Genomic DNA, 23247 nt, shown 5'->3' with positions numbered 1-23247 from the left:
GGACGACACCCTGTCATGAGTGCCAGTCGAGCGGGACCTGTCTCTCCCGGTGCCAGGGACGTTCCCAGCCCGCGAAGTGGAGCAGGCGGTCGATCACTCCGGCCGTGAAGCCCCACACCAGGGCCGATTCGACCAGGAATGCCGGGCCTCGGTGGCCGCTGGGGTGAATGGTGGTGGCGCGGTTGGCGGGGTCCGTGAGATCCGCCACGGGGACCGTGAAGACCCGCGCGGTCTCGTTCGGATCGACGACGCCGACCGGGCTGGGTCTGCGCCACCAGCCGAGCACGGGCGTGACGACGAAACCGCTGACCGGGATGTACAGCGCGGGCAGCACGCCGAAGAGCTGGACGCCGGACGGGTCCAGGCCGGTCTCCTCCTCGGCCTCGCGCAGCGCGGCCCGGAGCGGGCCGTCGGTGTGCGGGTCGCCGTCCTCGGGGTCGAGCGCGCCGCCCGGGAAGGACGGCTGCCCGGCGTGCGAGCGCAGCGAGCCGGCGCGCTCCATCAGCAGCAGCTCCGGGCCGCGCTCACCCTCGCCGAACAGGATCAGCACGGCCGACTTGCGGCCCGAGCCGTTCTCCGGCGGCAGGAAGCGGCTCAGCTGGAGCGGCTCGACCGTCTCGGCCGCCCGCACCACCGGCGCCAGCCACTCCGGCAGCCCCTCCTTGCTGAGCGTCACCGGACCGCGCGCCGCCGCACCGCGCGTCACCGCACCGCCCTGTGTCTCACTGGCCCTCGCCATCGCCGCCCCCTCGCTCTGCCTGTCCAACGCCCGAGGGCCCCGAGATCGTTCCGTCACACGGCCCCCAGCGGCGGGGCCGGCTTGCCGCCCGCGTCGAGGTAGGCCTGCGGGGGCTTGAGCCGCTGGCCGGGGAAGCCGCCCTTTTCGTACTTCAGGAGCTTCTTCGCCTTCTCCGGGTCGGTCTCGCCCTCGCCGTAGGCCGGGCAGAGCGGGGCGATCGGGCAGGCGCCGCAGGCGGGCTTGCGGGCGTGGCAGATACGGCGGCCGTGCCAGATCACGTGGTGGGAGAGGTCGGTCCAGTCGCTCTTCGGGAACAGCGCGCCGACGGCGGCCTCGATCTTGTCCGGGTCGCTCTCCCCGGTCCACTGCCAGCGCCGCACCAGCCGCTGGAAGTGGGTGTCCACGGTGATCCCGGGCCGCCCGAAGGCGTTGCCGAGCACGACGAAGGCGGTCTTGCGGCCGACGCCGGGCAGCTTGACCAGGTCCTCCAGTCTGCCCGGGACCTCGCCGCCGAAGTCCTCGACGAGCGCCTTGGACAGGCCCATCACCGACTTGGTCTTGGCCCGGAAGAACCCGCAGGGGCGCAGGATCTCCTCGACCTCCTCCGGGTTGGCGGCGGCCAGGTCCTCGGGGGCCGGGTACTTCGCGAAGAGCGCCGGGGTCGTCTGGTTGACGCGCAGGTCGGTGGTCTGGGCCGACAGCACGGTGGCGACCAGCAGCTGGAAGGGGTTCTCGAAGTCCAGCTCGGGATGGGCGTAGGGATACACCTCGGCCAGCTCGCGGTTGATGCGGCGGGCGCGGCGGACCAGCGCGGTACGGGACTCGTCCCTCGGCGGCTGTACGGCGACCTTCTTGGCGGGCGCCGCCTTCTTCACCGCCACGGCCTTGCCGGTCGCCACGGCCTTGCCGGTCGCCACGGCCTTCTTCGCGGCGGTGACCTTCTTCGCAGAGACGGCCTTCTTGGCGGAGACGGCCTTCTTGGCGGACGTGCCCTTCTTGGCGGCGGTGGCCTTTTTAGCCGTTTTTCTGGTTTTCTCACCACCGTCCGAGCCTTGTTCGCCCACAGCGGAATCGCGACGTACAACCACCCGCTCAACCCCCTTGTCCTGTGCTGTCACCGGCGATTTGGACACCCGGCCAGCCTAGAGCCCGGCACCGACATCCGCCCCGGGCCCCGTTGATCGGACCCCGATTGGACCCCTGACGCTTACCTTGGGACACCTGTGCGGCATCCTTGTGACAGATCACACTGTTTGGACCGTCCGGCAAAATGGGGAACACGGTCCCCTGGCACTCGGGGGAGCAAGATCCCCTGAGCAGGTCGACAAGGAGAGAACTCAGTGGACGACGTTCTGCGGCGCAACCCGCTCTTCGCGGCTCTCGACGACGAGCAGGCCGCGGAGCTTCGCGCCTCCATGAGTGAGGTGACCCTCGCACGCGGCGACTCCCTGTTCCATGAGGGCGACCCGGGCGACCGGCTGTACGTCGTCACCGAGGGCAAGGTCAAGCTGCACCGCACCTCCCCCGACGGCCGCGAGAACATGCTCGCCGTCGTCGGCCCCGGCGAGCTGATCGGCGAGCTGTCGCTCTTCGACCCGGGTCCGCGCACGGCGACCGCGACCGCGCTGACCGAGGTCAAGCTGCTCGGTCTCGGCCACGGCGACCTCCAGCCCTGGCTGAACGTCCGGCCCGAGGTGGCCGGCGCCCTGCTGCGCGCCGTCGCCCGCCGCCTGCGCAAGACCAACGACGCCATGTCCGACCTGGTCTTCTCCGACGTCCCCGGCCGCGTGGCGCGCGCCCTGCTGGATCTCTCGCGCCGCTTCGGCGTGCAGTCCGAGGAGGGCATCCACGTCGTCCACGACCTCACGCAGGAGGAACTGGCGCAGCTGGTCGGCGCCTCGCGCGAGACCGTGAACAAGGCACTGGCGGACTTCGCCCAGCGCGGATGGCTCCGCCTGGAGGCGCGGGCGGTGATCCTCCTGGACGTGGAGAGGCTGGCGAAGCGGTCGCGCTGACGCCGGTCCCGGCCGTACGACCCTCGGGGCCCCGCTCCTCGTGAGCCGGGCCCCGCTGTCGTGCCCGCCCGTCTCCGGGGGTTGCCACCCCGGGCCCCCGACTCGCCGACGCGTACGCGCGCGTGCACGCCGTGAGCGTGGCGCACATCACAGCCGCGGGCTGTCACGGTTCGCCTTCCGGAAGTGTCTCAGTGCCGTCCGAAGAGAGGAGCCGGGACGGATCATGGCCGACGACGCCTTCACCGAGCACCGCCCGCTGCTGTTCACCATCGCCTACGAGATGCTGGGCAGCGCCGCCGACGCCGAGGACGTACTCCAGGAGAGCTATCTGCGCTGGCGGGAGGTCGATCCGGCCACGGTGGAGCACGCGCGCGCGTACCTGGTGCGCACGGTGACCCGGCAGGCGCTCAACCACCTGCGCGCGGTCAGGGCCCGGCGCGAGGAGTACGTCGGCGCCTGGTTGCCCGAGCCGATCCGCACCCAGCCCGAGGTCGGCGAGGACGTGGTCCTGGCCGAGTCGGTGTCGATGGCCATGCTGCTGGTCCTGGAGACGCTGAACCCGACCGAGCGCGCGGTGTTCGTACTGCACGACGTGTTCGGCTACCCGCACGGCGAGATCGCCGCCGCGATCGGCAAGGCCGAGGGCACCGTCCGGCAGATCGCACACCGCGCGCGGGGCCACGTTCACGCACGGCGCCGCCGCTTCGAGCCCGACTCCGCCGCCACCGGGGAGATCGTCGAACGGTTTCTGCGGTCGGCGGCGAACGGCGACGTACAGGCCCTGATGGACCTGCTCGCGCCCGATGTCGTGGTGATCTCCGACGGCGGTGGCAAGGCCGTCGCCGCCCGCCGTCCGGTCACCGGGCGCGACGACGTCGCCCGGTTCGTCCTCGGCGTGTACCGCACCAGTGCGACGACGGCCCGCGTCGAACCCGCCCGCTACAACGGCATGCCCGCCGCGCGGTTCCTCGCCGGCGACGCGCTGGACTGGCTGGTGGCGTTCGAGATCCGGGACGGACGGATCACCGGCCTCTACGGCATGCGCAACCCGGACAAACTGGGCCGCGCCGACCTGGTGCGGCCACTCGACAGAGGCGCACTCGACAGAGGATCACTCGGCTGAGGAGGCCGGCAGGCATGGAGACCATGACCGTGGAACGCACCATCGACGCCCCCATCGAGGACGTGTTCACCTGGCTCACGACCACCACCCACTACACCGCCTCACCCCTGGTGCTGCGTTGCCGGCTGGCCCGGCACGGCGAGGCCGCGCCCTACGGCGTCGGCGCCGTCCGCAGCCACCTGTGGCTGATCGGCTGGTTCCGGGAGCGCATCACCCGGTACGACCCGCCGTACGCCACGGAGTACGTCGTGGAGCGGAGCGTGCCGCCGTCCCGGCACGAGCTCGGCCGGATGACGTTCACCGAGACGGACGGCGGCACCCTGGTCCGGTGGACCACCCGGGCGGAGATCCCCCTGCCGCTGCTGGGCGCCCCGCTCACCCGGCTGCTGGCCCGCCCGGTGATCACGCGTACCTTCGGCAACATCCTCGACGCCGCCGAGAAGGCGCTCGCCGGCTAGATCAGCCCGTGCTCGCTCAGGTAGTCCAGCTGGGCCCGTACCGACAGTTCCGCCGCCGGCCACAGGGAGCGGTCCACCTCGGCGTACACGTGGGCGACGACCTGGGCGGGGGTGCGGTAGCCGTCCTCGACCGCCGTCTCCACCTGGGCGAGCCGGTGGGCGCGGTGGGCGAGGTAGAACTCCACGGCGCCCTGCGCGTCCTCCAGGACCGGCCCGTGGCCGGGCAGGACGGTGTGCACGCCGTCGTCCACCGTCAGGGACCGCAGCCTGCGCAGGGAGTCCAGATAGTCGCCGAGACGGCCGTCGGGGTGCGCCACGACCGTCGTACCGCGCCCGAGGACGGTGTCGCCCGTCAGCACCGCCTGATCGGCCGGGAGATGAAAGCACAGCGAGTCCGCGGTGTGCCCGGGGGTCGGTACGACCCTCAGCTCCAGGCCGCCGACGGTGATCACGTCGCCGGCGGCCAGGCCCTCGTCGCCCAGGCGCAGCGCCGGATCGAGGGCACGCACGCGTGTGCCGGTCAGTTCCGCGAAGCGGGCGGCGCCCTCGGCGTGGTCGGGGTGGCCGTGGGTGAGCAGGGTCAGGGCTATGCGCTTGCCGGCCTTCTCGGCGGTGTCGACGACCGCGGTCAGGTGGCCGTCGTCCAGCGGGCCCGGGTCGATCACCACGGCGAGACCGGAGTCCGGCTCGGCGACGATCCACGTGTTGGTGCCGTCCAGGGTCATCGCGGAGGCGTTGGGCGCGAGGACGTTGACGGCCCGTTCGGTGGCGGGGCCGGAGAGCACCTGGCCGCGGGGCTGGCCCGGCAGGGCGCTTGCGTCGGTCATACGGGGCCTCCACCCGTCGTCTCGGCGGTCGTCGCAGCACTGGTCCCGGTACTCGTCCCGGTGCTCGCCGCAGCGCTCGTGCCGGTGGTCGTCGGATCGGTCGGGATGTGCTTGGTGAACTCCTCGTGCCCCGGCCAGGACAGGACGATCTCGCCGTTCCGCAGGCGGGCGCGCGCCATCACCGGCGTCAGGTCGCGCCCGGGGGCCGCCGCCAGTGCCTCGGCGGCGCCGGTGTACGGCAGCAGCTGGCGCAGGGTGGCGATGGTGGGCGGCATCATCAGCAGTTCGCCCCTGTCGTAGCCGGCGGCGGCCTGAGCGGGGCGGATCCACACCGTGCGGTCGGCCTCGGTGGAGGCGTTCCGGGTGCGCTGGCCCGCGGGCAGGGCGGCCACGAAGAACCAGGTGTCGTAGCGGCGGGCCTCGAACTCCGGGGTGATCCAGCGGGTCCATGCGCCCAGCAGGTCCGAGCGCAGTACCAGCCCGCGCCGGTCCAGGAACTCGGCGAACGACAGCTCACGCGCGACCAGCGCGGCCCGGTCCGCCTCCCAGTCGTCGCCGGTGGTGTCGCCGACGACCGACTCGGCGTCGGGCCCGGCGAGCAGGACGCCCGCCTCCTCGTACGTCTCCCGTACGGCCGCGCAGACGATCGCCTGGGCGCCCGGCTCGTCGACGCCCAGCCGGTCCGCCCACCACGCGCGCGTGGGGCCCGCCCAGCGCACCAGGCGGTCGTCGTCGCGCGGGTCGACCCCGCCTCCGGGATAGGCGTACGCGCCTCCGGCGAAGGCCATGGAGGCGCGTCTGCGCAGCATGTGGACGACCGGACCGGACTCTGTGTCCTTCAGGAGCAGCACCGTGGCCGCGCGTCTGGGGGACACCGGGGTGAGCGTGCCGTCCGCGTGCGCGCGGATGCGGTCCGGCCACTCCGGGGGGTACCACTGACCGTTCGCCATGGCCGGAGGCTATCCCGTGTAGGGCGAATGTTCGAGAGGTGCCCGAGGTCAGAGGTGTTCCGGCGTGTTCCGGCGTGTTCCGGTGCGTCCGGTGCGGTTACGGGGCGAGTTCCACCTGGATCTCGACCTCGACCGGCGCGTCCAGCGGCAGCACCGCGACGCCGACCGCGCTGCGGGCGTGCACGCCCTTGTCGCCGAGGACCTCACCGAGCAGTTCGCTGGCGCCGTTGACGACACCGGGCTGCCCGGTGAAGTCGGCGGCCGAGGCGACGAAGCCGACGACCTTCACCACGCGCGCGATGCGGTCCAGGTCGCCGGTGACGGACTTCACCGCGGCCAGCGCGTTCAACGCGCACGTACGGGCCAGGTCCTTGGCCTCCTCCGGCGTGACCTCGGCGCCCACCTTGCCGGTGACCGGCAGCTTGCCCTCGACCATCGGCAGCTGGCCGGCGGTGTAGACGTACACGCCGGACTGCACGGCCGGCTGGTACGCGGCCAGCGGCGGTACGACCTCCGGCAGGGTCAGCCCCAGTTCGGCCAGCCTGGCCTCGACCGCGCTCATGCCTGCTTCTCCCGCTTCAGGTAGGCCACGAGCTGCTCGGGGTTGTTCGGCCCGGGCACGACCTGGACGAGCTCCCAGCCGTCCTCGCCCCAGGTGTCCAGAATCTGCTTCGTGGCATGGACGAGCAGCGGCACGGTTGCGTATTCCCACTTGGTCATGGGGCCGACTGTAGCCGCTGCGACCGGCGGGGACGGCGGCGACCGGGGCCGGCTGTGTCCGGCGTTGTCCACAGGCCGGGCAGCAGGCTGTGACCAGCGTTATCCACAGCCTCCCGCGTGAGTCTCGGCCGGACTGGTTAGTCTCGAAGACGTGAGCAGGCTCCAGGTCGTCAGCGGCAAGGGCGGGACCGGAAAGACGACGGTCGCCGCCGCACTGGCGCTGGCCCTCGCGACCGAGGGGAAGCGGACGCTTCTCGTGGAGGTCGAGGGCCGGCAGGGCATCGCCCAGCTCTTCGAGACGGAGGCGTTGCCGTATGAGGAGCGGAAGATCGCGGTCGCTCCGGGGGGCGGCGAGGTGTACGCCCTCGCCATAGACCCCGAACTGGCCCTTCTGGACTACCTCCAGATGTTCTACAAGCTCGGTGGCGCGGGCCGGGCCCTGAAGAAGCTCGGTGCGATCGACTTCGCCACCACCATCGCACCGGGCATCAGGGACGTCCTGCTGACCGGCAAGGCGTGCGAGGCGGTGCGCCGCAAGGACAGGAGCGGCCGGTTCGCGTACGACTACGTCGTCATGGACGCCCCGCCGACCGGCCGCATCACCCGCTTCCTGAACGTCAACGACGAGGTGGCGGGGCTGGCGAAGATCGGCCCCATACACAACCAGGCCCAGGCGGTGATGCGGGTGCTGAAGTCGCCGGAGACGGCGGTGCACCTGGTGACGCTGCTGGAGGAGATGCCGGTCCAGGAGACCGCCGACGGCATCGCCGAACTCCGCACCGCGCGGCTGCCGGTGGGCCGGGTCATCGTGAACATGGTCCGGCCGGAGGTGTTGGACGCGGCCGACCTGGAACTCGTACGGACCGTGGAGCGTTCCTCTGTCGCACAGGCGTTGTCGGCGGCCGGGCTGGGCGGGGCCCGGCGTGGCGGCAACGCGGAGAAGCTGGTGGACCCGCTGCTGCAGCAGGCCGCGGAGTACGCCGAGCGGTACGCGCTGGAGCAGGAGCAGCGCGCGGTCCTCGGCGAGCTGGGCCTGCCGCTGGGTGAACTGCCGCTGCTCGCCGAGGGCATGGACCTGGCGGGCCTGTACGAACTCGCCACCGAGCTGCGGAAGCAGGGGTTGTCATGAGTCCGGACCCGGCCGAGGCACCCGAGACGGCGGTGACGGCCGAGGGGCGGGAGAAGGCCCACGGTCTCTCCCCCGCGCGCACCCTCGCCATCGACCCGCTGCTGGACGACCCGAAGACCCGGATCGTGGTGTGCTGCGGCTCGGGCGGGGTCGGCAAGACGACGACCGCGGCGGCCCTCGGTCTGAGAGCGGCCGAGCGGGGCCGCAAGGTGGTCGTGCTGACCATCGACCCGGCGCGGCGGCTGGCCCAGTCGATGGGCATCGACTCGCTCGACAACGTCCCGCGCCGGGTGAAGGGCGTCGAGGATCAAGGAGGGGCATCGCGCAGCGATTCGGTCGAGGGCGGTGGCGGGCGACGGGCGGGCGGCGAACTGCACGCCATGATGCTCGACATGAAGCGCACCTTCGACGAGGTCGTGGAAGCGCACGCGGACCCCGATCGGGCGGCCACGATCCTGTCGAACCCCTTCTACCAGTCCCTCTCGGCGGGCTTCGCGGGCACGCAGGAGTACATGGCGATGGAGAAGCTGGGCCAGCTGCGCGCGAAGGACGAGTGGGACCTGATCGTGGTCGACACCCCGCCGTCCCGCTCCGCGCTGGATTTCCTGGACGCGCCCAAGCGGCTCGGCTCCTTCCTGGACGGCCGGCTGATCCGGCTGCTGACGGCTCCCGCCAAGCTCGGCGGACGCGCGGGGATGGCCTTCCTCAACGTCGGCATGTCGATGATGACCGGCACCCTCGGCAAGCTGCTGGGCGGCCAGCTGCTGAAGGACGTCCAGACGTTCGTGGCGGCGATGGACACCACCTTCGGCGGGTTCCGTACGCGCGCGGACGCCACGTACAAACTGCTCCAGGCACCCGGCACGGCGTTTCTGGTGGTCGCGGCCCCGGAGCGGGACGCGCTCCGCGAGGCGGCGTACTTCGTGGAGCGGCTGGCCGAGGAGAAGATGCCGCTGGTGGGTCTGGTGCTGAACCGGGTTCATGGCAGCGACGCGGGCCGGCTGTCGGCGGAGCGGGCGCTCGCCGCCGCCGAAAATCTTGAGGACCCCCGCATTGTGGATCAGGGGTCCGGGAAAGCTGGACTTCGTAACTCTCCCGACCCATACGGCAGTTCGCGAGCTCCCGCATCCGAGGCCGCAATCGACGCCCCTTCCGAAGAAGGCTCCCCCGCCGACGCGGAACGCTCCGTCGACCGGCTCACCGCGGGGCTGCTGCGACTGCACGCCGATCGCATGCAGCTGCTCTCGCGGGAGCAGCGCACGCGTGACCGTTTCACCGCCCGTCACCCCGAGGTGGCGGTGGTCGAAGTACCCGCGCTGCCCGGCGACGTCCACGACCTCGCGGGCCTGCGCGACATCGGCGCCCTGCTGGCAGCGGGCACGGCAGAGCACACGGAACTGCCGTAGCGCGGCCACGGGACGGTGACCGGGCGACCGGCAGACTGCGCGGCACCTCGCGCGGTGAGCGGTCGTGGGCGCGCAGATGACCGTCAGGCCCGCGTGAGCGAGCGGTCGCGCATGCGCAGGCAGGCGGTGGCCCCGCATGCCCAGGCAAGCGGCGGTTGCACGCGAGCGGTCGTAGGCACGTGGGTGGCCGTCATGTGCGTGCAGGTGAGCGGTCGCAGGCCCGGAGGTGGCCGTCGTATGCGCGCGGGCGAGCGGTTGCACGCGCGCACGCGAGCGGTCGCCGACGCGGGGTGGCCGTCATGTGCGTGCAGGTGAGCGGTCGCAGGCACGCGGGTGGCCGTATGTGCGTGCAGGCGAGCCGTCGCAAGCACGCGGGTGGCCGTCGTACGTGCGCAGATGGCCGTCGTACGTGCGCCAGGGGCTGTCGTACGCGCGTGGTGGCACACGCGCGCTCGGCATGGCCGGCATGCGCGCGGATGCAAGGCAGGCAAAGGCCTTCCCTGCGCAGGACGCCTCAGCCCACCCGGGCCGTCTCCGCAGGCGAAGCCGCAAGACCGATAGCGGCTTCCCCGGGCGCAGGCCGGACCGGCGTTTCTCGGAGCCGTCGCTTCCGGACCTGTCGCTTCCCGGACCCGTCACTTCCGGAGCCATCGCTCCCGGACCTGTCGCTCCCCGGACCCGTCACTTCCGGACCCATCGCTCCCCGGAGCCGTCTCTTCCCGGAACCCCCGGGTGTGTACCCACTCGGCGTCCCCTGGAGCTGTGCCCCGGGTATGTGCCGGAGGGAATGCCCTCAGCTCACCGCCGCGTAGTTCTCGTACACCTCGTCGCTGTCGAGGGGCACGATGCCCGTGCCGCGCTCGTACTCCGAGCGGGCCGTCTCCAGCAGCCTGCGCCAGGAGGTCACGGTGGGCCGGCGGCGCAGCAGTGCGCGGCGCTCCCGCTCCGTCATACCTCCCCACACGCCGAACTCGACGCGGTTGTCCAGCGCGTCGGCCAGGCATTCGGTGCGTACCGGGCATCCGGTGCACACCGCCTTGGCCCTGTTCTGCGCTGCTCCCTGAACGAACAGTTCATCCGGATCGGTAGTGCGGCAGGCAGCCTGCGCACTCCAGTCGGTTACCCAGCCCATACCGGCGCCGTCCTCTCCCGAATCGAGGCTCCCCCACGGCGGCAGCGGCATATTCACCGCCGCCAGTTGAGGACGTTACGGAAGGTGGGCACCGGGCAACACCCCCGTCGGGCCCAATCTTGAATGGTCCGAACGGACTATGGGTAAGCGGCAGATCACCCGGGGGAGTGAGCTGGTGACATGCGTGATCATCCCGGCAAACCGGGACTTCTGCGGTGCGTCACATCGGGCGCCACGTGACACACGAGGCGGATTCGGGCACGTCCCCATCAAAAAATCGGGGCACCTCCGGAACGATTCGGGGTCGCCGGACGTATTGATACGTGGCCGCAGTGCTGTGACAGTTGAGAGCAGCTTAGGCCAAGGCCTGCGCGCATGTCCGGGAAATGGAAACGTAGGCAGGTCAGGTTGCGCTGCCGTCACGATCCGGCACCCGAACATCCCGAGGGAGAGCCGCTCCCTCGGAACGCTCATGAGTACGGATTAGGCTGCCCCCATGCCAAAGAAGCGCTCGGGCGGTGGTCTGTCGCCAACGCAGCAGGCCGCCAAGTTCCTCGGTGTCAGTGTGCTCGCCGGAGCCGTGATGGCGGGCATCGCGCTGCCCGCGGCCGGCGCACTGGGCCTCGCGGCCAAGGGCTCGGTCAAGAGCTTCGACGAGATCCCGGACAACCTGAAGAGCCCCCAGCTCAGTCAGCGCACGACCATCCTGGACAACCAGGGCAGGCCGATCGCGAGCGTCTACTCCCGTGACCGTACGGTGGTGGAACTCAAGGACATCTCGCCGTACATGCAGAAGGCGATCGTCGCGATCGAGGACTCCCGCTTCTACAAGCACGGCGCGATCGACCTCAAGGGCGTGCTGCGTGCCCTGAACAAGAACGCGCAGAGCGGCGGTGTCGCGCAGGGTGCCTCCACGCTCACCCAGCAGCTGGTGAAGAACTACTTCATCGAGGAGGCCGGCGACGACCCGACGAAGGTCGCCGAGGCCACCCAGCAGACGCTCGGCCGCAAGATCCGCGAGCTGAAGTACGCGATCCAGACCGAGGAGAAGCTCGGCAAGAAGAAGATCCTCGAGAACTACCTGAACATCACCTTCTTCGGCGAGCAGGCCTACGGCGTCGAGGCCGCCGCCCAGCGCTACTTCTCCAAGCACGCCAAGGACCTGAACGTCCAGGAATCGGCGCTGCTGGCCGGCATCGTGCAGTCCCCGAGCCGCTACGACCCGGTCAACGACGACGCCGAGGCCACCAAGCGGCGCAACGTCGTGCTCCAGCGGATGGCGGAGCTCGGCGACATCTCCCAGAAGGAGGCCGACCAGGCCAAGGAGAAGCCGCTCGGCCTGCACCCCAGCCGGCCCAAGAACGGCTGCATCACCGCGGTCCGCGGCGCCGGCTTCTTCTGTGACTACGTACGCGACACCGTCCTCAACGACCCTGTCTTCGGCACCACCAAGGAAGCCCGGGCGAAGCTCTGGAACGAGGGCGGCCTGACGATCCGTACGACGCTCGACCCGCAGGCGCAGGACTCCGCGCAGACGTCCATCAAGGACCACGTCTACCAGTCCGACGAGGTGGCGACGGCCGCGGCCATCGTCGAACCGGGCACCGGCAAGATCCTCGCCATGGGCCAGTCCCGCCCGTACGGCTTCGGCAAGAACGAGACGCAGATCAATCTCTCCGTCAACTCGGACATGGGCGGCGGCGCCGGCTACCAGCCGGGTTCGACGTTCAAGCCGATCGTCGCGGCGGCCGCGATCGAGGGCGGCAAGCCGCCGACGCAGGAGTACTCGTCGCCGTACGAGATGCCGTACCCGAGCCCCGTACAGGCGTGCAACGGCCGGGTCTGGCACAACAGCCGGACCAAGCCGGCCAAGCTGAAGAACGAGAACGAGTCGGAGCACGGCCCGTACGGCATGAAGGAAGCGACCGCCAAGTCGGTCAACACCTACTACGTGCAGCTGATCAGCGACATCGGCATCTGCCCGGTCATCGACATGGCCAAGAAGATGGGTGTGGAGCGCGCGGACGGCCGCAAGATCGACCAGGCCCCGTCCATCGCGCTCGGCACGCAGGAGATGTCGCCGCTGACGATGGCCAACGCGTACGCCACCTTCGCCTCGCGCGGTATGTACTGCACCCCGGTCGCCATCGAGTCGATCACCCAGAAGATCGGCAGCCAGGTGAAGTCCCTTCCGGTGCCGAAGTCGACCTGCTCACGCGCGATGTCGGAGAAGACCGCGGACACCGTCAGCACGCTCCTCAAGGGCGTGGTCGAGGACGGTACGGGTCAGGAGGCCGGTCTCGGCGACCGCCCGAGCGCGGGCAAGACCGGCACGACGGACGAGCGCTTCGCGGCCTGGTTCGTCGGCTACACCCCGAACATGGCCGGCGCGGTCTGGGTCGGCGACCCTCAGCACAAGCGCAAGATGATCAACATCACCATCGGCGGCGTACCGCACGACAAGGTGTTCGGCGGTGAGGTACCCGGCCCGATCTGGCGCGACATGATGACCGGCGCGCTGGAGGGCAAGCCGGACGAGGACTTCCACCTGATCGACATCCCCGACGACAACACCGGGGACGACCACGGAAACGGGCACGGGAAGAAGCACGGCGGCAAGCACGGGGACAGCACGGGCGGGATCGGCGGACTGATCGGCGGTCTGACGGACGGGGGAACGACCGGCGGGGGAACGACGGACGGCGGGACCGGTGGCGCGATCGGCGGCACCACCGGCGGCACCGTCCCGAAGCCGACCTTCTCCTTCCCGGGCAACTTCATCCAGGGCCAGGGCAACGGCGGCAACGGGAACGGCGGCCGACGGGGCTGAGGCCACACGTACGGGCCGCACCTTCGCAAGATTCGGGGCCGCACCCTTCGCAAGCCACGGGGCCGCACCCTTCCTAAGAAGGGCGCGGCCCCGCCGCCGTATCCCTGTGGCTCCAGCTGTCGCTGTCGCTATCGCTCAGCCCTGAAGCAGCTTCTTCACCACCGCGGCGACGCGGCCGCCCTCGGCCTGACCGGCCACCTTCGGGTTCACGATCTTCATGACGGCGCCCATGGCCCGCGGCCCCTCGGCACCGGCCGCCTTCGCCTCTTCCACGGCCTGCGCGACGATCGCGTTCAGCTCCTCGTCGGACAGCTGCTTGGGCAGGTACTCGGCGAGCACCTCGCCCTCCGCCTTCTCCCGCTCGGCCGACTCGGCACGACCACCCTGCGCGAAGGCGTCGGCCGCCTCGCGGCGCTTCTTCGCCTCACGGGTGATCACCTTGAGGACCTCGTCGTCGGAGAGCACCCGCTTCTCCTTGCCCGCGACCTCCTCCTTGGTGATCGCCGCGAGCGTCAGCCGGAGCGTCGAGGAGCGGAGCTCGTCGCGCTCCTTGATCGCGGCGTTGAGGTCGTCCTGCAGCTTCGACTTGAGCGTGGTGGTCATGCGGTCGATTGTCGCAGGTGCGCCGGCCCGAACGCCCGCTGATTTAGCTGACTCAAGGGAGGCCGGCGCACTGCGGCCCATGCTCGTGGCCCCGGGACGCCGACCGGGCGGCCGGTCCCACCGTGCCGCCGGGGTCTGACACGATGGGCGTATGCGCGCGCGATACGGAGTACCCCTGGGAATCATGGCGGCAGGCGCCGCCGGGCTGGCGTACGCGGCGGGCTTCGAGGCCCGTTCCTTCCGCCTGCGACGCGTGACGGTCCCGGTGCTCCCGCCGGGCATACGTCCGCTGCGTGTGCTGCAGGTCTCCGACATCCACATGGTGAGCGGCCAGCGCAAGAAGCAGCGGTGGCTGCGGTCGCTGGCGGGCCTGCGCCCCGACTTCGTGATCAACACCGGGGACAACCTCTCGGACCCCGAGGGCGTCCCGGAGGTCCTGGACGCGCTCGGACCCCTGATGGAGTTCCCGGGCGCCTACGTCTTCGGCTCCAACGACTACTACGGCCCCAAACTCCGCAACCCCGCCCGTTACCTGCTGGAGAAGACGAGCGGCCGCCACGGTCTGAACGGCAACCCGCCGGCGGTCGGCGCGATCCACAACCCGTGGGAGGACCTGCGCGACGGCTTCGACGAGGCGGGCTGGTTGAACCTGACGAACACACGGGGTGTCCTGAAGGTCGAGGGCGTCTCGATCGAGCTGACGGGCCTGGACGACCCGCACATCAAGCGCGACCGCTACGCCCGGGTGGCGGGCGGGCCGTCGGGGTCGTACGACTTCTCGCTCGGCGTGGTCCACGCCCCGTACCTTCGCACGCTGGACGCGTTCACGGCGGACTGCTACCCCCTGATCCTGGCCGGCCACACCCATGGCGGCCAGCTGTGCATCCCCTTCTACGGCGCGCTGGTCACCAACTGCGACCTGGACACGGACCGGGTGAAGGGCCTCTCCACCCACACGGCGGACGGCCACACCTCCTACCTCCACGTCTCAGCGGGCTGCGGCACCAACCGCTACACCCCGGTCCGCTTCGCCTGCCCGCCGGAGGCGACGTTGCTGACATTGGTGGGGCGGTAGCGCGGACGCGCGAAGTACGGGGGCATCCGAAACGCGGAACGACGTAGCCCATCCGAACCACGCCCGTCCGCTACACCCACCCGCATCACTCCATACGAACCAGGCCCATCCGGACTACACCCATCCGGACTACACCGAATAGCCCCACCCCTCCCCCGCTCCTAGCGTCAGGTGCATGACCGCCCCGATACCCAGGGACCTCCCGGACCTGCCCGCGGTCCCGGGCCCGCCCCTGCTGCTGCCCAACCCTGTCCCGGCCACCGCGGTGGTGGCGCCGGTGCGCCGCCCCATGGTCGGGCTCTTCCGCCTGCTGACCGCCCTGACGGCGGCAGGCGGCGTAGCCCTGGAGCTCCTACTGGGCACCCCGGCCCGCACCCTCAGCTACTTCAGCGTCCAGGCCAACATCCTGCTGGCCGTCGTCATGTTCTTGTCGGCATCCAGGGCCGGCCAGGCCCGCAGACCGCTTCCCTCCGCCGTGACAGGCGCCGCACTCCTTTACGCCCTGGTCGCGGCGCTCGTCTACCACCTGCTCCTGGCCCACACGACGCCCCCGTTCTCCATGACCGGCGCGACGACGACCCCGGAGCGCTGGCACGCCCAGTGGGCGGCCCTCCAGATCCTGCACACGGTGACGCCGACGGCGGCCCTGCTGGACTGGCTGCTGCTGACCCCCGCGGCCCGGCTGCACCTCCGCCAGACGGCCGCCTGGCTCCTCTACCCCCTGGCCTACCTGGCCTTCACCCTGACCAGAGCGGCTTTCCTCGCCCCTTCGGACCCCTCCCGCTACCTGTATCCCTTCCTGGACGCGGCCACCCACGGCTACCGCAGCACCCTGGCCAACGCACTCCTCCTGGGCCTCGGGATCCGCGCCCTCGCCGTCCTCCTCATAGCCCTCGACCACACCCGCCCTACCCCGGTCCGCCGCCGGGTCTAAACCGGATTTCGTCTACAGCCACCGGTGGGCTAAAGTAAACGTCGTCGCCGCGAGAGCAGCGACATCGGGGTGTGGCGCAGCTTGGCAGCGCGCTTCGTTCGGGACGAAGAGGTCGTGGGTTCAAATCCCGCCACCCCGACGCTGGTCAGAGGCCCATTCACGTGATCGTGAATGGGCCTCTGTCGTGCTCGGGGGCCAAACAGGGGGCCAAACGAATTTGATCAGGCCACCGCGTCGCCCTCTTCCTGGTCCTCCGTGTCCTCCCCTTCCTGATCTTCGGCGAAGATGTCGTCCATCGCTTCGGCACCCTGCGTGATCACGGGCCGGAGCTGCTTGCGGTAGACCGCCTCTGTGGTCGCCTGACTGCTGTGACCGACCAAGAGCGCGATCCGCTCCAAGGGGATGCCGTGGTCGGAGAGCAGGGACACGAAACTGTGCCGGAGCTCCCGCGGCGTCCACTCCGGCTTCAGCCCGGCTTTCTTCACGATGGCCTTGAAGTCGCGCCGGACGTTGGCTGCGGCGAGCGGCTCGCCGCTCCGCGTCGTGAAGACACGGCCGGCCGGGCTCCACTCCATCCCTCTCGACGCCCGCTCCTGCTTCTGCCATCGCATGTGCTCTTCGAGGACTTCGACCACCTGCTTCGGCAGAGCGATCGTCCGGCGGCTCTTCCTGGTCTTGGTCTCACCGTGCTTGCGCACCGAACGCCACACCGCGACATGCGTTCCTAGGCGCCCAACGACCTACACGGCTCCACCCTTCACTCAGAAGGGCGGGGTCAACACCGAGCGGTATGCAGCTCGAAGGGTAAGTGATCAGGGTGGCCAAGAAGCTCACGCCGGGTACACCGGGACAGGACCGCGAGCAGGCATCAGATGGTCGGCCCCTTGATGGGGCTGCGCCGCCGGAGGCCGAGGCCGGAACCTGAGCGTCGGGCCGCCGCCCTGGTGCGCCTAGAGTGCCGCCGCGCAGCCGGATGAAGAAGGGGGCGAGTCAGTCGCAGGGGCCGGCCGTCGCCCTTCACCGCGACGGCCTGTATTCAGCCCACGTCTTGGGCGTCTCAGAGACCCTGACTGCGGTCAACTCAGGAAACCGGTCGATCCAGAGGTCGAAGATCCAGGCAGCCAGATTCTCGGCGGACGGAGAGATACCCCCCCCCATTGCCTCATTCAGGTGACGGTGATCGAGGGTGTCGTCCATCCATTTCTTGAAGGCGTCGAGCTCGCGGTAGTCACGGACGAAGCCGGCCTCGGTGAGGTCCTCGCGGCGGGCGGACAGCTCCAGCACGACGACGTAGTTGTGGCCGTGCATGCGGGCGCAGGGGTGCCAGCTCGGCAGCCGGTCGAGGACGTGACTGGCCGAGAAGTGGAACTCCTTGGTGATCGTCAGCATGACGGCTCCAGTCTGCCACCTGCTGTCAGAACTCCTCGTCGGCCGTCCGGGCTGGTCACTGATCCACCCCGTCGCCGTGGAGGATGGCGTTGTTGAGGGGGACTCGCGTGAGGAACCGGTCGCGCGACAAGTCGTCGGTGACCCACTCCGCCTTGCGGCCGACCTCACGCCGGGCCCGCTGGAGGAGTGCGGATGCTTCCTCCCGCGCGCCCCCGGTGGCCAGCACCACGGCGGAGTGGTACAGAACCTCCTCCGTACGGAGAGCGGGCATGTCCCCGACCTCGTCCAGGATGCGAACGGCCTGTCGGGCCTGCTCCTGAGCTCCAACCGTGTCGCCGCGCCGGAGCAGGATGCGGCTGCGGAGGGAGTGCGCGGCGATCTCGCTGCGGATCATGCCGCTGCGCTGGGTCTCGACACAGGTGGCCACAGCCAGGCGGTCGGCCTGATCCAGGAGTTCTCCGGGTTCGTCAGCGGCGAGAAGCAGGATCTCGGCGTACAGGTTTCGGACGATGGGGACGAGGTTGGCCAGCCAGGTCCGCTCTGTCTCCGCCCACGCATCGGCGATCAGTTCCAGCGCCTGGCCGCGCTTCGCCGACTGCTGGACGAGGAGATGTGCGAGCAGCGCCTTGTTGTAGGCGTGCCAACCGCTGTCGCCACCGCGCTCGGCTTCGAAGGCGAGGGCTTCGCCCAAGACCTCCTCTGCATCCTCGTACGCGCCGAGGCCCGCATGCACCTGCGCCAGGTAGTTGAGCGCTATGGGCAGCTCCGCCTTCAGCGGCTCGTCGCGCAGCCGCTGAACGCAGCGGCTCAGCCGCGCATGGGCCTCGCTGAGGTGTCCGCTGTCGTAGAGGGTGATGCCGAGTTGCATCTCCCCCAGGTTGCGGGCGTGCTGCAGCACCGGGTCGCTGGTGCCGCCGAGGCGTGGATCGGAGGCGTACATGCGCTCGGCCTCCTGCAGCTGGGCCAGACCGTCGGCCAGTCGTCGCTTGGACACCTGCCGCCCGTACTCGACGCGGGCCACGAAGAGCGGAACCGGATCGCCGTGCTGCTCGGCCAGCTCCACGGCTGCGCGGAGCTTGTCCAGGGATGGCACCAGACCCTGGGTCGCGAGCAGGGTCTTGCCGCGCAGGAGTGTCGTACGGATCGCCAATTCGGGGCTGCAACAGCGTCTCGCCGCGGCTTCCGCCTCGGCGGCCAGGGCGTCGATGTCCGGCCCGCCGGCCGGCTGGTGCTGGCCGCGCCAGCGCACCTCTGTCAGGGACAGCAGCAGTTCCACGGCCTGGACGAGCCACTGGTCCCGGCTCTCCTCCTGGTGCGGCAGGTCCCGGACCGCCTTGATCACTTCTTCGCAGTGCCGCTCCGCCTCGGCGAAGGACAACCCCTCCATCGCGGCGTCCCGGGCCAGCCCGTAGTGCGCCTCGGCTGAGGCGAGCAGGCACTCGGTTCCGCCGTTGCGGAGATGGCGGGCGATCTCCAGCCGCCGTTCCAGCGGCATCCCGTCCATCGGGCGGGTCGTGAGCGCTGCCGCGATGCGGGCGTGGCGGGACCGCATCTGCTGAGGGGTCTGCTGGTCGTACACCACGCCCCACAGGGCGCTGTGCTCGAACCGATAGCAGTCGGATGCGTCCAGGCGCGCCCAGCCGGGAGGCTGTGTCGGCAGGATGAGCCGGTGCTGGGCGGCGACGAGCCGCAGTCGCTCCATCACCTCGTCGTGGGGTGCTCCCTTGACCTCGGCAACCGTGCGTGACAGGAACGTCTCGCCCTGCGTCGCCCCGATCATGAGCAGTTCGCGATCCAGCTCGGTGAGCAGCCGGAGTCGTTCTTCCACCACGCGCGACAGGCTGCTGGGCAGTTCGACTGTGGAGCCGGCGTCCGGACGCCATTCCTCCAGGCAGAGAGTGACGAAGACGGCGTGGCCGGCGGTCAGCCGAGTCAGCTGCTCCGACAAAGTCGGCGGGGCCTCCGGATGCCGGGAGCGCACCAGCTCGGCGACCGCGTCCTGTGGCAGACCGCCCAGCACCCGCCGTCGCAGGAGGCCGTCTTTCGCCCAGTCGTGCACCAGGTCCTCGACCGTGGATCCCGGGCCGTCGACGAAGGCGCCGTCCGTGGCGTGGCTGAGCACCAGGCCGAGCGGTTCGCCGGGCAGCCGCCGCAACAACCGGTCGAGGACCAGCAGGCTGCTGGGATCGGCGAATTGAATGTCGTCGATGAGCACGACGGTGGGCGGCCCCTGTCGAACGAGTTCCAGCAGGGCGTCCACGATCTGCGCGGCTGCTCCCTGCTGGAAAGGCAGCAGGCTGTCGAACGGCATCGATCCAGAAGCGAGGGATGCCTCCGCCACTTCCTTGCCCAGGGTGAACAGGGCGCCCAGGCCGGGCACGATCGCGGACAGCACCTCAGGAGCAGAGCGGACAACGCCCTGACTGGTGAAGCTCAGGAGCCGGCGGAAGACGCCGGGCTGCTTGACCTCCTGATCCCGGGCGAGATGCAGGAGCAGTTCGACAATCGCTCCGTAGTGCAGAGCCGACCCGATCGACGGCTGACACCGCACGGTTACGACACGACAGACGCCAGGCTCGTGGGAGGCGGCGACCTCCGCCTCGAACGCCCGCAGCAGCGCAGACTTCCCCATCCCCGAGACGCCGTCGACCACGATCGCCCGGCCACCGCGCCCTTCGGTCACGTCCGTCAGCAACGAGCGCAGCTCGTCCATGTGCTCCACGCGGTCGACAAACCCGGTCTGCACCACAGCCCCCGTCTCGGTCATCCGTCACGGAACTTCCGTACCCACAGCGTTACTTGTCGACCACGGTAGATCATCTGAAACACGTCTCACGGCGGACTCATCACATGGGCTACTCGCTCAACTGCGGTATGCCGGGCGCGATCTGCAGACCTGCCTCAATGCGGGCTTGCCACACCGTCCTCAAGGAGGAATAGATTGGCTCCAGTTGATCGTCAGGGGGGACAGTGGCAGGGCGGGATCTTCGAGCGCTGTTCAGCTCGAACGACCGGAGCATCGCCGCCAGTGAGGCCTTCACGAACCGGCAGGCACAGTGGCAGGCGGTGGCGGCCGGTCTCGCAGAGCACGTACGGAACGTGACCCGTGCGGACTTCGACGTGGAGGACCTGGAAGCTCCCCGCCGCAACATCCTCGTCTTCCACGGCGTGGGCGGGATCGGCAAGTCCACGCTCTCCCGCAAGATCGAGGCGTCGCTCGCCCACAGCGAGGACCGTCCCGTGCAATGGGAATCGCCGTCCCATCCCGAGGACCGGACGCTGCCAGTCCGCATCGATCTCGCGCGTGCCACGGGCATGGACTTCGAACGCGTCATCCTCACCATCCGCCTCGCCGTCGCCTCGCTCGGCCGGCCGATGACCGCCTTTGATCTCGCCCTGCGCCGCTACTGGGAGCACAACCACCCGGGCGAACCGATCGAGGACTACCTGCGCCGGGGCGGGCTGCTGAGCCGCTTCAGCGCCGCTGCCGCTCTACCGCAGCAGATGCAGTCCGCCCTCAGCGACATCGCTCAGACCCTTCTCCTGCCCGGCACCGTCGGCAGCGCGCTCGGACAGGGGGCCGGAGCACTCATCAAGGCGTTACGCGATCGGCGCCAGTCCGTCCGCGCCCTCGCCGGCTGCTCCCGCCTGGCCGACCTCCTGGAGGCCGACCCCGACCTGGAAGCCCTCAGTTTCTACCCCCACCTTCTCGCCTGGGACCTGGCCCGACTCCCGGCCGACAAGAGCGCACTACCCGTGATCCTGCTGGACACTTTCGAGGACACCGGCGACCGCACCCACCGCGACCTCGAGCGCCTGCTCCAGCGCATCGTGTGGCTGATGCCCAACGCGTTCTTCGTCGTCACCGGACGCAACCGCCTCCAGTGGGCGGAGACGACCCTGGAGGGGCAACTCGACTGGACCGGACCGAACGCGTGGCCCGGCCTCGTCCCCGGTGCAGCACACACCGGCTCGGGTCTCTCCGGTCACCAGGTCCTGATCGGCGACTTCTCCCCCGAAGACTGCGAGGACTACCTGGCCCGCAGGCTCAGCCGCGACGGGCAGCCGCTGATCGAAGAACCAGTCCGCCGGATCATCACCGAGCGTTCACACGGCCTGCCTCTGTACCTGGACCTGTCGGTCATGCGCTACCTGGAACTTCAGCGTGGCGGCAGACAGCCGCAGGTCACCGACTTCGACCACGACTTTCCCGCCCTGATCGCCCGCACCCTCAGCGACCTGACCGCCGAGGAACGCCACGTGCTGCGCTCCGTCAGCCTGCTCAACGCGTTCTCCGTCCCCCTGGCCACCCAGGTCGCCGGCATGGACCACGACGCGCCGGCACTACGACTGACCGAGCGTCCTTTCATCCGGGAGTCGCCGTCCGGGGTATGGCCCTTCCATGTCCACGACCTGATCCGCGCCACTATCCGTAGCGCGGACGACAGCAGCGACGACCGGTGGTCGGACCACGACTGGCAGCGCGCCGCTCAGCGTGCCTTCCGCGCCCTGGAATCGGAATGGCGCCAGGACCTTGGACGCGACCGGGCTGTCCTGGTCGGCTGCCTGCAGCAAGGGTTGCTCATCGCACGGGACTTCCGTCTCGGTCTCGGCTGGCTCGCTGATGCCGCATTCCAGTACGTGGGAGATTCCGTCTGGGAACCCCTCGCACTCCCTGCCGCGGACGACCCGTCGTCGGGCGGACTGCAGACTGCCGCGGATGCCCTGCTGGAGACGCTCAGCGCCATCGCCCGCCGCCAACACGAGCACCGTGAGCGTACGGTCAGGCGGCTCTCGGCCGTCCTGGCATCGAGGCTGCTCCCGGACGAGCTGATCGAACTGGCCACGTATTACCTGGCGAAGGCCCAGCGAGATCTCGGGCTGACCGAGGATTCACGTCGTGGCATGCAGCTCGTTGCTTCCGCCGGCGGTCGGCTGGCCGTTGCCGCCGGACGCGGGCTGGCGCATCTGAGCCGACTGTCCGGCGACTTCCCCGCGACAGTGGAAGCCGCTGGAAGCTTGGGCTGGGGAGGGCGGCACCATCGGGTACTCGGGGACGTGTGGTGGGTCCAGGGCCACATCGACCGGGCGGCAGCCGCCTATCTGGCGGCCCGGAACGAAGCCGAGCAGAACGGTGCGATCGGCGAGACCGCAATGTCCCAGGCGCATCTCGCCTTCGCCGTTGCCTTCACCAACCCTGATCGGGCCGATGACGAGCTCGACCTGGCAGAACGACTCTTGTCGCGCCTCAGCCTGCGCTCCACCGAGATGACCGCTCGCATCGCCGCATTGGTACGCGACGCCGGGTATGCGGCAGACCTGCCGGACCGGTCCGCCGTTCTCCTCGCCGAGATCGGCGTCTCCGGCATCTCCTACGCCGCGGCCAAGCTCCAGCTGGCGGTGTGCTTCCACCATGCGGTTGTTGATGCCCGAGACGAGCTCGCGGCCGGGATCTCCCGCCTGCGCGAGCTCACCCGCAGCGGCGACTACGCGTACTACGTCGAGATCGCGCACTTCATGGCCGACCTTCCGCTCCCGACGGACACTCCTCGGGCACGGTGGATCGACGGGGAACAGCGGACGCGCGAACGATGGTGCAACATCGTTTCGACACGCCGCGATCACCTGGGCACGGTCCGATAAGCCACAGCCGACGAGATGAGCGCTTCGGCGCCGGGCGGCCACGGCTCGGCCAGACGTGGCCTGTGCGCGGGGCTTTCGAGCTGCGGCACGGGCTGTCTTCGCGTTGGCGGCTGCAATCAGCCTGACGAGGTGGCCCCGTCGTGAGACTTCGCCCCCAAAGGATCGCCGACCGCAAAGAGAGGCCAGTAACCCGGCCACGCCGGCTGCTGCCGCAGACGCCCCTGCCATGGCGCGGGCCATGAGCGCGGGTGGACGCGCAAGCAATCGGCCACAG

20 protein-coding genes and 1 tRNA gene are annotated in these 23247 nt (G+C 70.1%); 10 read left to right on the top strand and 11 right to left on the bottom strand.

Annotation, left to right across the window (positions count from 1 at the left end; translation table 11 throughout):
• Nucleotides 1–13: 13 nt before the first annotated feature.
• Nucleotides 14–739 (bottom strand): CoA pyrophosphatase, encoded by a 726-nt coding sequence (locus ABZ624_RS19055; RefSeq protein WP_360089729.1) that lies wholly within the window; start codon nucleotides 737–739, stop codon nucleotides 14–16.
• Nucleotides 740–792: 53 nt separating this feature from the next.
• Entirely contained in the window at nucleotides 793–1803 is a 1011-nt protein-coding gene (gene nth / locus ABZ624_RS19050; protein ID WP_360089726.1) for an endonuclease III, read from the bottom strand.
• Between the two features lie 276 nt (nucleotides 1804–2079).
• On the opposite strand from nth, the gene ABZ624_RS19045 reads away from it, so the two are divergent.
• The 3 genes from ABZ624_RS19045 to ABZ624_RS19035 all read left to right on the top strand — a co-directional run bounded on the left by ABZ624_RS19045 (nucleotide 2080) and on the right by ABZ624_RS19035 (nucleotide 4335).
• Nucleotides 2080–2754, top strand: coding sequence for a Crp/Fnr family transcriptional regulator (locus ABZ624_RS19045; RefSeq protein WP_030734182.1), 675 nt, complete (start codon nucleotides 2080–2082; stop codon nucleotides 2752–2754).
• A 223-nt stretch (nucleotides 2755–2977) separates the two neighbouring features.
• Entirely contained in the window at nucleotides 2978–3877 is a 900-nt protein-coding gene (locus ABZ624_RS19040) for an RNA polymerase sigma-70 factor (RefSeq protein WP_360089723.1), read from the top strand.
• 14 nt (nucleotides 3878–3891) lie between these two features.
• Nucleotides 3892–4335: an SRPBCC family protein gene (locus tag ABZ624_RS19035; protein ID WP_360089720.1), complete on the top strand. Its 444-nt coding sequence runs from the start codon at nucleotides 3892–3894 to the stop codon at nucleotides 4333–4335.
• On the opposite strand, the gene ABZ624_RS19030 is transcribed toward ABZ624_RS19035, so the two are convergent.
• The 4 genes from ABZ624_RS19030 to ABZ624_RS19015 form a co-directional block, all read right to left on the bottom strand.
• Nucleotides 4332–5162 carry an MBL fold metallo-hydrolase gene (locus ABZ624_RS19030; RefSeq protein WP_360089717.1) on the bottom strand — a complete coding sequence of 277 codons (831 nt, stop codon included), beginning with the start codon at nucleotides 5160–5162 and terminating at the stop codon, nucleotides 4332–4334. The two genes, ABZ624_RS19035 and ABZ624_RS19030, sit on opposite strands and share 4 nt — an antisense overlap.
• A complete protein-coding gene (locus ABZ624_RS19025) occupies nucleotides 5159–6112 on the bottom strand; it encodes an NUDIX hydrolase (RefSeq protein ID WP_360089714.1) in 954 nt (317 codons plus the stop codon). Before ABZ624_RS19025 ends, ABZ624_RS19030 begins: the two co-directional genes overlap by 4 nt.
• A 97-nt stretch (nucleotides 6113–6209) precedes the next feature.
• Nucleotides 6210–6674 (bottom strand): RidA family protein, encoded by a 465-nt coding sequence (locus ABZ624_RS19020; protein ID WP_351243904.1) that lies wholly within the window; start codon nucleotides 6672–6674, stop codon nucleotides 6210–6212.
• Nucleotides 6671–6832 carry a DUF4177 domain-containing protein gene (locus ABZ624_RS19015; RefSeq protein ID WP_003975360.1) on the bottom strand — a complete coding sequence of 54 codons (162 nt, stop codon included), beginning with the start codon at nucleotides 6830–6832 and terminating at the stop codon, nucleotides 6671–6673. Before ABZ624_RS19015 ends, ABZ624_RS19020 begins: the two co-directional genes overlap by 4 nt.
• 151 nt (nucleotides 6833–6983) lie before the next feature.
• Between ABZ624_RS19015 and ABZ624_RS19010 the strand changes: the two genes are divergently transcribed.
• Nucleotides 6984–7961: an ArsA-related P-loop ATPase gene (locus ABZ624_RS19010; RefSeq protein ID WP_360089711.1), complete on the top strand. Its 978-nt coding sequence runs from the start codon at nucleotides 6984–6986 to the stop codon at nucleotides 7959–7961.
• Nucleotides 7958–9367, top strand: coding sequence for an ArsA family ATPase (locus ABZ624_RS19005; protein ID WP_360089708.1), 1410 nt, complete (start codon nucleotides 7958–7960; stop codon nucleotides 9365–9367). Before ABZ624_RS19010 ends, ABZ624_RS19005 begins: the two co-directional genes overlap by 4 nt.
• Nucleotides 9368–10160: 793 nt before the next feature.
• Here ABZ624_RS19005 and wblA read toward each other — a convergent pair.
• A complete protein-coding gene (gene wblA, locus ABZ624_RS19000; RefSeq protein WP_132856581.1) occupies nucleotides 10161–10499 on the bottom strand; it encodes a transcriptional regulator WblA in 339 nt (112 codons plus the stop codon).
• Nucleotides 10500–10995: 496 nt separating this feature from the next.
• Here wblA and ABZ624_RS18995 point away from each other — a divergent pair, with 496 nt between their 5' ends.
• Nucleotides 10996–13329 (top strand): transglycosylase domain-containing protein, encoded by a 2334-nt coding sequence (locus tag ABZ624_RS18995; protein ID WP_360089705.1) that lies wholly within the window; start codon nucleotides 10996–10998, stop codon nucleotides 13327–13329.
• A gap of 135 nt (nucleotides 13330–13464) precedes the next feature.
• On the opposite strand, the gene ABZ624_RS18990 is transcribed toward ABZ624_RS18995, so the two are convergent.
• On the bottom strand, nucleotides 13465–13932 hold the full coding sequence (locus tag ABZ624_RS18990; RefSeq protein WP_360089702.1) for a GatB/YqeY domain-containing protein: 468 nt from the start codon (nucleotides 13930–13932) through the stop codon (nucleotides 13465–13467).
• A 151-nt stretch (nucleotides 13933–14083) separates the two neighbouring features.
• On the opposite strand from ABZ624_RS18990, the gene ABZ624_RS18985 reads away from it, so the two are divergent.
• From ABZ624_RS18985 to ABZ624_RS18975, 3 genes are all read left to right on the top strand, one after another.
• A complete protein-coding gene (locus tag ABZ624_RS18985) occupies nucleotides 14084–15007 on the top strand; it encodes a metallophosphoesterase (RefSeq protein ID WP_360089699.1) in 924 nt (307 codons plus the stop codon).
• A 175-nt stretch (nucleotides 15008–15182) separates the two neighbouring features.
• A complete protein-coding gene (locus tag ABZ624_RS18980; protein WP_360089696.1) occupies nucleotides 15183–15941 on the top strand; it encodes a Pr6Pr family membrane protein in 759 nt (252 codons plus the stop codon).
• Nucleotides 15942–16006: 65 nt separating this feature from the next.
• A tRNA-Pro gene (locus ABZ624_RS18975) sits at nucleotides 16007–16080 on the top strand.
• Nucleotides 16081–16162: 82 nt separating this feature from the next.
• Here ABZ624_RS18975 and ABZ624_RS18970 read toward each other — a convergent pair.
• The 3 genes from ABZ624_RS18970 to ABZ624_RS18960 form a co-directional block, all read right to left on the bottom strand.
• Nucleotides 16163–16639 carry a site-specific integrase gene (locus ABZ624_RS18970; RefSeq protein WP_360089693.1) on the bottom strand — a complete coding sequence of 159 codons (477 nt, stop codon included), beginning with the start codon at nucleotides 16637–16639 and terminating at the stop codon, nucleotides 16163–16165.
• Between the two features lie 319 nt (nucleotides 16640–16958).
• Nucleotides 16959–17330 (bottom strand): 6-carboxytetrahydropterin synthase, encoded by a 372-nt coding sequence (locus ABZ624_RS18965; protein WP_360089690.1) that lies wholly within the window; start codon nucleotides 17328–17330, stop codon nucleotides 16959–16961.
• Between the two features lie 55 nt (nucleotides 17331–17385).
• Nucleotides 17386–20097, bottom strand: a complete 2712-nt coding sequence (locus ABZ624_RS18960) for an AAA family ATPase (protein ID WP_360089687.1) — start codon at nucleotides 20095–20097, stop codon at nucleotides 17386–17388.
• Between the two features lie 332 nt (nucleotides 20098–20429).
• Here ABZ624_RS18960 and ABZ624_RS18955 point away from each other — a divergent pair, with 332 nt between their 5' ends.
• Complete coding sequence (locus ABZ624_RS18955) at nucleotides 20430–22973, top strand: ATP/GTP-binding protein (protein ID WP_360089684.1); 2544 nt, start codon at nucleotides 20430–20432, stop codon at nucleotides 22971–22973.
• Nucleotides 22974–23247 lie beyond the last annotated feature (274 nt).

It is taken from the genome of Streptomyces sp. NPDC007205 (assembly GCF_040634095.1).
Lineage (GTDB): Bacteria > Actinomycetota > Actinomycetes > Streptomycetales > Streptomycetaceae > Streptomyces.
The sequence above is the reverse complement of the archived record's forward strand: the minus strand, read 5'-3'. Positions and strand labels throughout refer to the sequence as shown.